This is a genomic window from Alkalibacterium sp. MB6 (assembly GCF_009935905.1).
Classification (GTDB): domain Bacteria; phylum Bacillota; class Bacilli; order Lactobacillales; family Carnobacteriaceae_A; genus Alkalibacterium.
Window position 1 is genome coordinate 48,440 of record NZ_PREX01000008.1, and the last position, 13,767, is coordinate 62,206.

Genomic DNA, 13,767 nt, shown 5'->3' on the forward strand with positions numbered 1-13,767 from the left:
AGGTTATGACAATAATCTCCTTCATTATAAGACTAACCGTCAGGAATGGACAATCCTTTTAGTAAATAATAAAAAGAAGCAGAATGGTTCTTTATTGAAGCAAGGCGTCTGTTGTACAATAGAGAAAAGAGTTAAATGTGAAGAATATAAAAGACAGCAGTAGAGAGGATTAGATTGATGAGTCATTATTCTTTGGGAGTCGACATAGGAACAACCAGTACGAAAGCCGTTTTATTTAATGAAACGGGGGAGCATATCCATCAAGCAACAGTTGAATACCCTTTGTTGACGTCTGAACCAAAAGCTGCAGAACAAGATCCGGATGAAATAGTAGAAGCTGTGAAGCTGGCTATTAAAGCAATAGTCGATTACTTATCCGCAGATATAAGCCATTTGACCGTTGTTTCTTTCAGTGCAGCGATGCATAGTGTGTTGGCGGTTGATGCAAAAGGAAAGCCATTGACTGCTTCGATTACGTGGGCTGATCAACGGGCAGAAGCGTATGCTAAACAGTTACGAGAAGGAAATGGGCAGGCTATTTATGAAAAAACGGGTACGCCTATTCACCCGATGTCTCCTTTGGTCAAACTCTTGTGGTTGAAAGAAGAGAAGGCGTCTATCTTCGAAAAGGCTCACCGGTTTGTAGGCATCAAAGAGTATGTCTTTTTCCATCTGTTTGGAGAATGGGTTGTTGATCACTCGATTGCGTCAGCTACGGGATTGTTTAATATGTACACAATGGACTGGGACGAAGAAGCGCTAGAACTGGCAGGAATCCAGTCTAGTCAGCTATCCAGGTTAGTGCCAACAACAGAGATTTTTACTAAAATGAAAAAGGAACGTGCTCAAGAATTGGGTTTGCCTCCTTCAATCCCTGTTGTCATTGGAGCCAATGATGGTTGCTTAGCGAATTTAGGTGTGAATGCTATCCAACCGGGAGTCGTTGCTGTGACAATCGGAACAAGTGGTGCCATTCGAACGGTTTCTGATAAACCCGTATCCGATTCGAAAGGTCGTATTTTTTCATATGCTTTGACTGAAAATCATTGGGTCATCGGAGGACCGGTAAATAGTGGCGGAATGATATTAAGGTGGCTCCGTGATGAACTCTGCCAAGAAGAAGTTCAAGAAGCCGAGTTAACAGGGGAAGACCCTTATCATTTAATCACGAAAAAAATAGCTGAAGTGAAAGCTGGATCGGAAGGCCTTCTGTTTCACCCGTATCTCGCAGGTGAACGGGCGCCTTCTTGGAATGCTAATGCCAGAGGCTCTTTTTTCGGACTGGCGCTTCAACACAAAAGAGAGCATATGATGCGGGCTGTTTTAGAAGGGATCAATATGAATATGTATATGGTCTTTTTAGCCTTGGAAGAACTGATAGGCATACCTGATAAAATACACGCAACAGGTGGCTTTGCCCAGTCAGATGTCTGGCGTCAGATGCTGGCAGATATTTTCAATCAAGAGGTTCATGTATCTCAGACGGTTGAAAGTTCTTGCCTGGGTGCCGTCGTTTTAGGACGATACGCTATTGGGGAATTGAGTGACTTGAGCGATGTCAAAGATATGGTAAGCATCAAAGAAGTCAGCACACCTGATAAAGAATTAGTCACTATTTACCAAGAGTTGATGCCTTTATATATACGCTTAAGCCGCCTATTCGAAAAAGAGTACGAGGCGATTACTGACTTTCAACAAACATACAAATAATTATGAACACACCCATTTGGATGATGTCTAAATGGGTGTGTTTTGCATTGACCTCAAGTAGCTAGTAAATTGAATGAAGGTATTAAAAAGTGAATACAAGCGATTTCTACATGTGTAATATACACTGTTTATCCTTTATTTGTGTATAAACGATAAATAATATTCTTTTTTGCGCTTTTATATTGCATAAATAACTACAAGGTGGTAAGATGCTTTACATTGAAGAGAACAATTAAGGGGACGACATCATATGACAAAATCAGTTAAGCATTTCTTTTTAATACTCATTGCATTAGTCAGCTGCTTCCTGCCTACTATGACAGTATCGGCTGAAGACGGATCGGCATTGCAGCGCATTCAAGACGAAGGGGTTCTGACGATTGGAACCAGCGCAGACTTCCCACCGTTTGAATTTTACGCTGTGGTGGACGGGGAACGTCGCGCTGTAGGGATGGATATCTTTATCGCAGAAAAAATTGCGGATGATTTAGGTGTGGAACTAGAAATTCAAGACATTGGCTTTGACAGTTTGTTGCCGGCTTTGGAAGCTCGAAACGTCGACATGGTTATAGCCGGGATGACACCGACGCCAGAGAGACGTAAGAGTGTAGATTTCTCAGAAATTTATTTTAAAACATTCCAAAATATTATGGTTAAAGCAGAAGACCAAGACGTATACAGTTCTATAGAATCATTAAATGGAATGAGAATTGGTGTACAAGCTAGTTCTTTACAAGAACAATTAGCAAGCCAAATTGATAATCCTGAACTGATGACGTTAACTGACTTAAACGACTTACTATTAGCATTGAAAACGAATCGTTTGGATGCCGTTATAATGCAAGGGCCAAATGCTGAAGCTCATGCGGCTAACGATGAAGACTTACATACGTTTGTAGGTGGGTTTGAAATGGACGATGATGACCAAGGATCTGCCATTGCTTTTAGAAAAAATGAAGATTCTTTGGTTGAAGCTGTCAACGAAAGCTTGAATGAAATTGAAGAACAAGGCCTAATTGAAGACTACCTCGCCCAAGCCGGAGAGTATATGGCAGTATCTGAAGTGAACGAAGACGGCGAAGAAGTGGAAGATGGATTTGTATCAAGTTATTGGGAATACTTTTGGGATGGGACCATGCTGACTCTATTTATTTCAGCAGTCTCTGTATTTATCGGTATGATACTTGGCGCTTTGCTCGCTTTCAAGCGTTTATCTAAGAATACTTTCGTGAGAGTGGTGGCTACCGCTTACGTTGAATTTGTCCGTGGTACCCCTATGATGATTCAAGTCATGTTTATCTATTTTGCCTCTGGTATATTCTTTGATTTGCCAGCATTAGCAGCCGGAATTATAGCCGTGTCATTGAACTCAGGAGCATATATTTGCGAAATTGTCCGTAGTGGATTAGGTTCAGTAAATAAAGGTCAAGAAGAAGCCGCCAGAAGTTTAGGGATGAGCAAGAAGCAATCCATGCGTCATATTATTTTCCCACAAGCACTGAAGAATATATGGCCTGCTTTAGGAAATGAGTTTATCACAATCATTAAAGAGTCGTCTATTGTGTCTGTTATTGGTGTAGGCGAATTGATTTTCCAAACACGAGTCGTTCGTTCGATCTCATTCCAAGGGATATTACCACTATTTGTAAGTATGTTAATTTACTTTGTGTTGACATTCAGCTTAACTAAACTATTGAACTACTATGAAGGGAAAATGAGCCATGATTAAAGTAAACCATTTAAAGAAATCATTTGGAAAAAATGAAGTGTTGTCTGACATAAATGAAGAGATTCAAAAAGGGGAAGTGGTTGTAGTTATTGGTCCTTCAGGATCAGGGAAATCCACTTTTCTACGTTGCTTGAATATGTTAGAAAAACCGTCGGATGGCGAAATCGTTTTTGAAGGTACAAGTTTGACTGGGCTAAAAGAGCAAGAGTTAAATCAATTACGTCAAAAAATGGGAATGGTATTCCAGCAATTCAATCTCTTTCCTCATAAAACAGCTTTAGAAAACGTCACGATTGCACCAATCAAAGTCAAAGGAGTACCAGAGTGGGAAGCTCAGCAAGATGGTACGCGAATTCTGGAGCAAGTCGGCTTGGCAGATAAAGTAGATGCTTACCCATCCAGTTTATCCGGTGGGCAACAACAGCGTGTCGCTATTGCCCGTGCATTAGCAATGAATCCGGACGTGATGTTGTTCGATGAGCCAACCTCTGCGCTGGATCCAGAGATGGTCGGAGAAGTTCTTAAAGTAATGAAAGACTTGGCCAATTCGGGTATGACCATGGTAGTGGTCACGCATGAAATGGGCTTCGCCAAAGAAGTAGCTGACCGCGTCATCTTCATGGATGGTGGTTATGTTGTCGAACAAGGCGTGCCGGAAGACATCTTCACTCATCCACAACACGAAAGAACCCAGGACTTCCTGGCAAAAGTACTTTAATTTAATCTGATGGGACACGAAATGACCTGTGGAAGTTGTTTCGTGTTTTTAATTTGGCCAACAGTTAACCAGTAACTCCGAGTTGCCTAGAGAGCGGCTCTCTGAGCAACTCGGAGTTAAGTACAAACATGAGTTGCTTAGATAACGATTCTCTAAGCAACTCAACATAGTACGTATTAGGTGAACTGCTTAGAGAGGGCGTCTCTAAGCAACTTATCTATTTATCACTATTCTCAACTATCATAAAAGACCAAGTAGTCTTCCTGAGTAGGAAAGTGACTTGGTCTTTTACTGACTTAATAAACATCGTCCGGTCGGTATTCTAAAATATCCCCGGGTTGGCAATCTAAAGCTTTGCAAATCTCATCTAGTGTATTTAAGCGAATCGCTTTTGCTTTGCCATTTTTTAAAATCGAAATATTAGACATCGTAATGCCTACTCGTTCAGACAATTCCGTCACACTCATTTTACGCTTAGCTAACATCACATCAATATTAATCACAATAGTCATTTGTCACACCTCATATCGTCCACTTATTTTCTTCTTTAAGTTCAATTGCTTTTTCGAACAACTCTTGAAGGACAGCCACTAAAGTAGCCAGCACAAAGGAGGCAAAAACAGGTAGGGCGCCGACGATAACGAGTCCTGGTGCGTCATCGATTTCCGCTAACATAAAAATAAAAGGCAGAATGACAGTGAAAATGCCACTGAAAGCAAGTGCGCTATATTTAATCCTTTTTAACAAAGTCACCGCTTCTTTTGAAAAAGCATTATCCTTCTCTATATAATTTAAAACAAAGTAAGACTGCATCAAACCATACAAAAAGGGAAGAACTGATAAATATAAACCAATAACAATAGGATAAAGGATGTGATCAAGGTCTGGATTAGCAGGGTTAGTTAATAGCCAAGGAATGCCCACGGCAGCAAGTATCAAAACAGGGAACGCGAGTAATAATATGGCTCCTTTTAGAAGCATCGTCGATTGTTTCATTATAAATCCCTCTTTTACATTATATAGTCAAATCGGTTTCTTCTTTTAATGCGACAGCCTTTTTGATAAGCGATTGGAGAATGGCCGCGACTACTGAAATAATGAAAGAAGCAAAGGTAATCATTAATGCCAGTAAAGATATGCCTGGTTGACCGGCATTTTCTGTGTGTATAAAGACCAAACCGATAATGTATAAGATTCCAATACTCAAGGCGCAGATTTTGATGATCTTTAACGCATGAACGGATGGATTAGAAAAAGGCTTATCCTGGTCTATATGCCTTAATAATAAAAAGGCCTGGTATAGAGCCATAAAAAAAGGAAGAGTCGTCAAGTAAATACCAATCAAAAGGGGATACCTCAAATGTGCGAATTCAGGAGCGCTTTTAGCGAAGTATTTAGCCATTTGCGGCAACCAGAACACACATAGGCCTAGAACAATAAAGCCAATACCAAAAATCGTTACCCTTAAATAGCTTGTACGTTTTATTTTCATTTAACACACCTCTTCGATGAATTTAACTGAATTATAAACCAAAATTTATCGAGAAACAATAAATAATAATTGATTTACATAAAACTTAAGAATTAACTCAAGACTAATTTATAATTATACTCTTGTATACGAGAAGCGTTCGTTCTAAAATAGAGTTAGTTCAAACCATAAACAAACTTACAAACGGAGGGTTACCATGAGTTTTATTAAAGAGAACTTTATGCTTCAAAATGAAACCGCTGTAAAACTGTATCATACTGTTGCGAAAGATTTACCAATTATAGATTACCATTGCCACTTAAGCCCACAGGAAATTGTTGAAGATCATGTATTTGAAGACATTACTGAATTATGGCTAGCAGGCGACCACTACAAATGGCGTGCTATGCGAGCAAATGGTGTGCCGGAAAGTCACATCACTGGTGATGCATCATCGAAAGAGAAATTCAAAGCGTGGGCAGAGACCGCTGAAGTGTCTGTTGGGAATCCTTTATTTCACTGGACTCATCTTGAAATGAAAGAATATTTTGGCATAGAAGAACTCCTAACCAAAAACAACTGGGAAACTCTTTATGAAGAAATGAACCGTCAATTAAAAGAAAACAAGTTGACAGCTCGTGAACTGATTAAGCGTTCCAACGTCGAATTCATTGGGACGACGGATACGCCTTTTGACAGCTTAGACGAACATAAGCAAATTGCTGAAGATGAAACCTTTGATGTAACGGTTGCACCATCCTTCAGACCGGATGAACTCTATAAGCTTACACCGATTGATTTGAAACGATTGGAAGAGTTGACCGGAAAAACGGCTGATACTTATGAAGCACTTCGTACGATTATAGAAGACCGAGTTGATTACTTTGACCAACGAGGCGCATTAATTTCTGATCATGGCATTCAATACGTGGTGTATGCTGAAGCAACTGACGAAGAAATTGAACGTATTTTCCAAAAATTAAAAGGAGAAGAAACCTTATCCTTAGACGAAAGTGACAAATGGATTACTCGACTGCTCGTGGATTTATCAAAAATGTATGCGGACAGAAACTGGATCATGCAAATTCACTTTGGAGCCATTAGAAGCACGAACACCCGTCTATCTAGTCAGTTAGGTCCTAATATCGGCGTGGATTCCATTGCGGACCAGTCTTATTTGGCTGAAAAATTAAACCAGTTGTTGGACGCGATGGATAAAGAAGGCCACTTACCAAAAACGATTGTATATAATTTAAATCCAGAATATAATCACATTGTGGCTAGTGCTACAGCCAACTTTCAAGCGAATAACGAGGGCGTTAAAGGTAAAGTACAATTCGGAGCCGGTTGGTGGTTTAATGACACAGAAAAAGGCATGTTAAGACAAATGGAAACCTTAGCTGATCACGGCTTACTCAACCATTTTGTGGGTATGTTAACAGACTCGCGCAGTTTTGTCTCTTATCCCCGTCATGATTACTTTAGACGTATTTTCTGTAACTACGTCGGCGAAGAAGTCGAGCAAGGCAAGTTCCCAAATAGCGAACCGATGTTAAAACAATTAGTAGAAAACGTCTGCTATTATAACGCCAAACGCTACTTTACAAAATAATGATACCCCTTATTAGTCATTCGTTACCGAAGGCGGCTAATAGGGGTATGTTTCATTTACAAAGGAAGCAATAAGTTCATAGAATGAGCAGGTTATTCTACGAACTCAATAACAAACCCGTTGCTTAATCGTAGAATGGAAGATTAATTGAACGAACCCAACTAGCATTTAACTCAGACATCGTCTAATACAGCGTTAGTCCAGTTAATCACTGAATATAATATAGTAATCTAAGCGCTTCATTTTTATACTATCAATAAATAGACCGTACGTGCAGCTATACATTAGGAGGATAGGGATGAAGAAGATACTCGTTGGATTAATGTTAAGTTTTTCACTACTCATCGTGGGCTGTAATCCACCGCAACCTGAGTTAAAAGGTGGTTATCAGAGTGATAAGCATTACAGTGGTCACATGGTTCAACTCTCTTTTCAACCTGAAGATGACACCTTTGTTTACTACATTGATAACCGAGAAGTGGATAAAGGAACCTATGCTTTGAAAGAACCATGGGTATATGAATTGAATGGTGACAATCAAGCGATTGACATCCACCTATCCACAGACAATTCATTTGCCCTTTATATTAATCAACTAAATGGGAATGACCCCATTATAATGAACAATTTAGGAGATGTACCTGTGTACTTTGGTACAGAGTTCGATGACGTTGAAGAATATGAAGGTTTATTAAATGAAGAATAATGGCAAAATCAGCTCCAATCCCTTGTGAGGAATTGAAGCTGGTTTTATAGTTCACACATTAGCCTTCTACATTTGCTAAATAAGGGATCAATTCACCATCAACATCTGCGAGCAAGATATCGCTTCGACCGGAGGCAGAATAAATGAGTGTACCGATGGGTAACTGATTAGCTGTTCCGTTCTCAAAGGCGTCAGAATTACCTGTTTGATGGGTTATTTCAGTGACTTGATCATCAGCAGTTAAATGCAGCTCTTCTACCCAATCAGCGTGTGCTTTGTAAATGATGTTCTCATGCTGAAAAATATCTGCTTCAGGATCTAAACGTAACACCTCTTCAGCATCTATTATTGATGTATTTTCTGTGATTGAAGCGCAAGAAACCAAACTAAAAACAATACTGACTAATAAAACTATACGAATAAATTTCATTATTTACCTCCAGTATTTAATCATAGGGATATGGTTAGTATAGAGCAGAAGTGAATCATGATCAATTTGAAAGGGTATACATTTAAATGTTTAAATCGGATTATCTAGTTAATTTAGTAATAACACATTTAGCTTTACTAGTATTAAACTAACTCGATGATTAGTGTTGATGCTCTTCCTACACAAAAAGTAAGTAGAATTTCACTCTAAATTTGTCCAAAAAATGAATGGAATTCACTTGTAATCTAACTGTAACCTGAAATATAACAGGTAATCGCTAATGAGATGGTAATATAGGTGACAAGAGCAAAACGAAATTTATTTATTGATTATTGACTATTATAAGACTATCGCTAAAAGTTGGAGGATTAACGTGAAGAAAAAGATTATTGCTGGTATTGTTTCGACTATGTTAATTGGAATAGTGTCACCGTCGTATCAAGCTGTTGTATCAGCTGAAACGAACTTGGATGAACTAATAGAAGAAAAAGAGAATGTCGAGAACCGTTCGTCTGAATTGAACTCAGTTATTGAAAGTACTGAAAGTGAAATGTCAGCATTGGAAGCGGAAAGACAAGAACTAGAGCAACATATTCAGTCTTTGCAAATTCGCATCTCTGAATTAATGGAAGATTTAACTGCACAAAGTGACTTACTTGAAAAAACAACTCAAGAAATTGAACGATTAAATGAAGAAATTGATGTACTAAATGTACTCATTGAACAGCGTAATGATAAACTAATGCAGCAAGCGCGTGCAACTCAGACTCAATGGAACCCTGAAAATATCATACATATGATTTTGTCAGCTGAATCGGTATCTGATTTAATTAGCAGAGTCGGCATCATTGGTCAATTGGTTTCAGCCAACCGTTCAATCGTAGAAGCACAAATGAGAGATCAACAAGCGGTGATGGAAGCTGAAGCTCAAGTCCAAGAAGAACGCGTACAGGTCGAGACACTTTTAACTGAAATGGAAGCAACACGTGACGAATTAACTGTTCAACAAATTCAGTTAGACAATGAAATTATGTATGTAGCTGAACGCTATCAAATGAACGCAAAAGAAAAAGATCAATTTGTCAGCGAGCAATACGCTTTGGCGCAACAAGCAATGAAGTTGTCAAATGATATAGAAGTTGAAGAAGAGCGTCTTGCAGAAGAAGCACGATTAGCAGAAGAAGCCCGCTTGGCAGAGGAAGCAAGACTTGCTGAAATAGCCAGACAAGAAGAGTTGGCTCGTATTGCTGAGGAAGAAGCCCGTGCAGCAGAAGAGGCTGAGAGAAGAGCTGAAGCCGAAAGAAAAGCTCAGGCAGAAGAAGCTGACAGAAAAGCAGCAGAAGAGCGCCAATTGGCAGTGACGACACGTCGACGAAAAGAAAATGAAGAACGCGCTCAGGCTCAGTCAAAAGCTGAAGAGGAAGCGAATCGTCAAGCTCAAGCAACCGAACAACAACGAGCAGAAGAAGCAAGAAGACAAGCTCAAGCGGCTGAACAACAGCGAGCAGAAGCTGCCAGAAGAGAAGCAGCAAGACAACAAGCAGAAGCTCAAGCAAGTAAGGAAAAAGAAGAAGCAGAACGCGCGGCGAGTACACCAGCTCCGACCCCAGCACCCGCGCCCGCTGCATCTTCAACGACTTTCTTTAGACCGGCTAATGGAGCAGTAACGTCCCGTTATGGTAATCGTTGGCACCCAGTTCACGGTGGTTACCGTCTACATGCTGGAATTGATTTCCGGGGTGGCGGTTCTATCTATGCAGCTGACAGTGGTCGAGTAAGAACTGTTTCTTATGATAGAGGATGGGGTTATTACATCCGAATTGATCATGGAAATGGGTTAGAAACATTGTATGCCCACTTACAACCTAATATTGTCGTATCGGTAGGTCAAAATGTGTCAAGAGGACAAACGATTGGCACAATGGGAACCACTGGGACATCTACTGGTGTTCACTTACACTTTGAAGTACGTCAAAATGGTCGTCTAACAAATCCTGCGCCATTTTTAGGATTATAATAAAATAAAAAACTCTGTTCGCTGATAATAGCGAGCAGAGTTTTTTGGTTTATGGCAGATAACGCTTATCTTTAATGTCAAAGGCTCGTTTTGAAAAGGCTTGAACAATACCACTGTTCACAGAGAGTCCTAAAGCAATCGCTCCTGAAATTAAAAAGGTTTCTGTCCCAGCAGTTAAAGCGCTGGACGTATTGCCCTCAATAAACATGCGCATCATGGTATAAGCGGATCCACCGGGTACCATTGGAATAATACCTGGTATAGCGAAGACGATGACTGGCATTTTAAAACGGCGAGCGCACCATTGACTTAAAAAGGCGACAATAAAGGAGGCTGCTCCAGCACCTACAAACAAATGTGTTTCAACTTGAACCGATAAAAAGTAATAGACAATCCAGCCGGCAGCTCCTGATAAGCTCGATGCTAATATCGTCCGGCTAGGCACATTGTACAGCACACCAAATCCAAAGGCAGCCAAAAAAGCCGCTCCGAACAATGATAAGTATTCTAAAAACATAAGGATCTCCTTTCACGAGCTATAAAAATGCAATAACCATAGCTATCCCAATTCCAATAGCTCCGGCAGTAATGAGGGCTTTACCCACAACAGCGACTCCAGCTACTAAGTGGCCAGCCATTAAATCTCTAAAACTATTAGTGATAGCCATTCCTGGTACCATTGACATGACGCTACCGACGATGATGGTATCGACATTCTGTCCAAAACCGACTGAAGTAAAAAAGACAACAAGTAATCCGATGAAAAAGGAAGCCACCATTTCTGCGAAAAAACTGACATTTGTTACTTTGTTAACTGATTCAAAAAGATAATGGCCCAAGGTTCCGGCTACAAAAGCTGGAAGAAAATCAATGAATTGCCCACCGAATAACAAGGCGAAGCCAGCACAAGATAAACCAATCGCCAAGTTACGTTGGAGACGGTTAAAGTTCAGTGGTGTAGCATCAATTCGAAGCAGTTTTTTGATGACTATTTCGGGGGCTAATGGCCTTGCTGCCAACTGTCTAGATAAATCATTGACCATTGATACTTTTTCCAAATTTGTTATCGTTTCGTTCATACGAAGGAGTTCCGTATGGTCTTGCCCGTCATCTCCTTGCACCGTCAAAATAAGAGCGGTCGGAATGACGAAAACATTCACATATTTTAACTGATAACTTTTAGCTATACGGTATAAGGTGTCTTCGACTCGATAAGTCTCTGCACCATTTTCAAGCATCACTCGTCCGGCTTCTACGCAGACGTCTAAAATTCTTGCAACGGGATATTGCTGCATACCGATCCCTCCTTGTCCTTAAATAAAGTATTCCAATAGCTCTAGTATAACGATTTATATAAATTAAAGCGAATCACATTTGACATTAAGAATCATTTAAAACGCTTTAGTATCAGCTTATAATTGACAGATTGATGGAAAGCCTTTTCTTTTAAGAATTCTAGCTAATAAGTATGTTAAAATAGAAAGGTTGATTGCGCGGTGAAAGATTACCACTCGTTTTAATCTGGGACGACAAGCAGGAGGGTTACTGTGAAAGATAAATTAACGACATTGAAACACTATTATGGCTATACTAGTTTTCGACCTGGACAAGAAGAACTAATCGATGCGATTATGAACGGAAAGGATGTAGTCGGCGTCATGCCAACCGGAGGCGGGAAGTCTTTATGCTACCAAATACCAGCTCTATGTATGGAAGGCATCACTTTGGTTATTTCCCCTCTCATTTCACTGATGAAAGACCAAGTAGATGGTTTATTGACGATGGGAGTGAGGGCGGACTTTTTAACCAGTCAAATGAACATGGAAGAACAAAATAATACATTGAGAAAAGCAGTTGCCGGCCAATTAGATTTATTATATGTCTCCCCTGAGCGACTGGAAAATGACTATTTCTTGTCATACGTCAGTCGAATGACTGTCAATTTGATTGCAGTCGATGAGGCGCACTGTATATCCCAGTGGGGTCATGACTTTAGACCAAGTTATCAGTCCATTCCAAACGTGAGACGTATGTGTTCAAATAATCCGCCATTTGCGGCCTTTACAGCAACGGCTACAAAAAAAGTAAGGGAAGACATGGTTAACCAGTTGCACCTTCAAGAGCCCTATCAATTCACTGCCAGTTTTGATCGGCCAAATCTGACTTTTTCAATTGTCCATCCGAAAAAGAAGCAACAGGAACTGTTATCTATTTTAAAAGATAATGAAACAAGTATTATTTACTGCAATACACGGAAAAATGTCGAGCGCGTGCATCAGTTTCTTAATAAAAAAGGCTTTGCGGCGGGTTACTATCATGCGGGAATTGAACATGACGAGCGTAATCGCCAGCAAGAGGACTTTTTATATGATAAAACGACGATTATTGTGGCGACAAATGCCTTTGGTATGGGAATTGACAAGTCAAATGTTCGTCGGGTGATTCATTATAATCTGCCACTGGATATGGAAAGTTATTATCAAGAAGCAGGCCGTGCTGGACGTGACGGGGTACCCGCAGAAGCGATACTCTTTTATTCCAGTCAGGATATCATTACGAATAACTTGCTGATTGAACAAGGCAATCACCCTCATGCAAAAAAGAACTTGAACACCATGATTACCTATTGTAAAACAGGTCAATGTTTACGTCGACGTATTTTGAATTATTTTGATGAAGAGACAGAGTGGCAGACATGCGACAATTGCTCGAACTGTAATGGTGAAACGGAAACAATCAATGTCACCGAAGCCTGTCAAAAAATCCTGTCAAATATCTACCGTATGAAGCAATTATACGGAATGGGCTTGGTTTCAGATGTATTAAGAGGAAAGGAGATCGCTCGAATCAAACAACTAAGTTTTGATCAGCTTTCGACCTTTGGTATTATGTCTGACTATTCGGATAATGAAATAAAAGACATCATTGCTTTGATGGTGAGTGAACAGTATTTGCAAGTAGGGGGAAATCAGTATCCTATCCTGACTTTTACTGGAAAAACGTCAGAATTACTCAAAGGCACTGTCCAGCTTTATATGATGAAGCCTGTTAAAAAAGAACCGGTTAAGGTGATGCAAAACAATCAAGACTATGATGAGGAGTTGTTTGAAGAGTTAAGGGCCTTAAGAAAATCAATCGCCCAAGAGATTGGGAAACCACCCTTTGTCGTGTTCTCAGATAAGAGTCTCATTGATATGGCGGCTACACCTCCATCAAATACGCAAGAATTTTTATCGGTTCATGGAGTCGGTGAAGCTAAGTTAGACCGCTATGGTGATGCATTTTTAGAGCTGATTTCGACTTACCAAGAAGGTAAAGCAACATCTTAAGGATAGTTCTTTTTTGACCAGCCTATATATGCTACAATCAAAAAG

Annotated in this window: 13 protein-coding genes; 7 read left to right on the plus strand and 6 right to left on the minus strand. The window is 40.0% G+C overall.

The features are described 5' to 3' along the window. Window positions 1–177 precede the first annotated feature (177 nt). The 3 genes from gntK (at window position 178) to C3945_RS04550 (ending at window position 4,157) form a co-directional block, all read left to right on the plus strand. On the plus strand, window positions 178–1,710 hold the full coding sequence (gene gntK / locus C3945_RS04540; protein ID WP_161878507.1) for a gluconokinase: 1,533 nt from the start codon (window positions 178–180) through the stop codon (window positions 1,708–1,710). A gap of 250 nt (window positions 1,711–1,960) precedes the next feature. Beyond that, on the plus strand, window positions 1,961–3,439 hold the full coding sequence (locus tag C3945_RS04545) for an ABC transporter substrate-binding protein/permease (RefSeq protein WP_161878508.1): 1,479 nt from the start codon (window positions 1,961–1,963) through the stop codon (window positions 3,437–3,439). After that, window positions 3,432–4,157, plus strand: coding sequence for an amino acid ABC transporter ATP-binding protein (locus tag C3945_RS04550; RefSeq protein ID WP_161878509.1), 726 nt, complete (start codon window positions 3,432–3,434; stop codon window positions 4,155–4,157). Before C3945_RS04545 ends, C3945_RS04550 begins: the two co-directional genes overlap by 8 nt. 296 nt (window positions 4,158–4,453) lie before the next feature. On the opposite strand, the gene C3945_RS04555 is transcribed toward C3945_RS04550, so the two are convergent. From C3945_RS04555 to C3945_RS04565, 3 genes are read right to left on the minus strand one after another with little or no spacing between them, the layout of a single operon-like run. Continuing rightward, window positions 4,454–4,669 carry a helix-turn-helix domain-containing protein gene (locus C3945_RS04555; RefSeq protein WP_161878510.1) on the minus strand — a complete coding sequence of 72 codons (216 nt, stop codon included), beginning with the start codon at window positions 4,667–4,669 and terminating at the stop codon, window positions 4,454–4,456. Window positions 4,670–4,679: 10 nt separating this feature from the next. Beyond that, complete coding sequence (locus C3945_RS04560) at window positions 4,680–5,153, minus strand: DUF2975 domain-containing protein (RefSeq protein WP_161878511.1); 474 nt, start codon at window positions 5,151–5,153, stop codon at window positions 4,680–4,682. A 19-nt stretch (window positions 5,154–5,172) separates the two neighbouring features. Then, entirely contained in the window at window positions 5,173–5,649 is a 477-nt protein-coding gene (locus C3945_RS04565; RefSeq protein ID WP_161878512.1) for a DUF2975 domain-containing protein, read from the minus strand. Window positions 5,650–5,845: 196 nt separating this feature from the next. Between C3945_RS04565 and uxaC the strand changes: the two genes are divergently transcribed. Then, window positions 5,846–7,240, plus strand: coding sequence for a glucuronate isomerase (gene uxaC, locus C3945_RS04570; protein WP_161878513.1), 1,395 nt, complete (start codon window positions 5,846–5,848; stop codon window positions 7,238–7,240). 298 nt (window positions 7,241–7,538) lie between these two features. Then, window positions 7,539–7,946, plus strand: a complete 408-nt coding sequence (locus C3945_RS04575; RefSeq protein WP_161878514.1) for a hypothetical protein — start codon at window positions 7,539–7,541, stop codon at window positions 7,944–7,946. A 58-nt stretch (window positions 7,947–8,004) separates the two neighbouring features. Here C3945_RS04575 and C3945_RS04580 read toward each other — a convergent pair whose 3' ends face one another. Then, window positions 8,005–8,376, minus strand: a complete 372-nt coding sequence (locus C3945_RS04580; protein WP_161878515.1) for a hypothetical protein — start codon at window positions 8,374–8,376, stop codon at window positions 8,005–8,007. Window positions 8,377–8,749: 373 nt separating this feature from the next. Here C3945_RS04580 and C3945_RS04585 point away from each other — a divergent pair, with 373 nt between their 5' ends. Next, window positions 8,750–10,393, plus strand: coding sequence for a peptidoglycan DD-metalloendopeptidase family protein (locus C3945_RS04585; protein ID WP_161878516.1), 1,644 nt, complete (start codon window positions 8,750–8,752; stop codon window positions 10,391–10,393). 49 nt (window positions 10,394–10,442) lie between these two features. Here the strand turns inward: C3945_RS04585 and C3945_RS04590 are convergent, their stop codons facing one another. Beyond that, window positions 10,443–10,910: a threonine/serine exporter family protein gene (locus tag C3945_RS04590; RefSeq protein WP_161878517.1), complete on the minus strand. Its 468-nt coding sequence runs from the start codon at window positions 10,908–10,910 to the stop codon at window positions 10,443–10,445. Between the two features lie 19 nt (window positions 10,911–10,929). Beyond that, on the minus strand, window positions 10,930–11,688 hold the full coding sequence (locus tag C3945_RS04595; RefSeq protein ID WP_161878518.1) for a threonine/serine exporter family protein: 759 nt from the start codon (window positions 11,686–11,688) through the stop codon (window positions 10,930–10,932). A gap of 252 nt (window positions 11,689–11,940) precedes the next feature. Here C3945_RS04595 and recQ point away from each other — a divergent pair, with 252 nt between their 5' ends. After that, window positions 11,941–13,722 (plus strand): DNA helicase RecQ, encoded by a 1,782-nt coding sequence (gene recQ, locus C3945_RS04600; RefSeq protein WP_202623293.1) that lies wholly within the window; start codon window positions 11,941–11,943, stop codon window positions 13,720–13,722. Window positions 13,723–13,767: the final 45 nt, after the last annotated feature.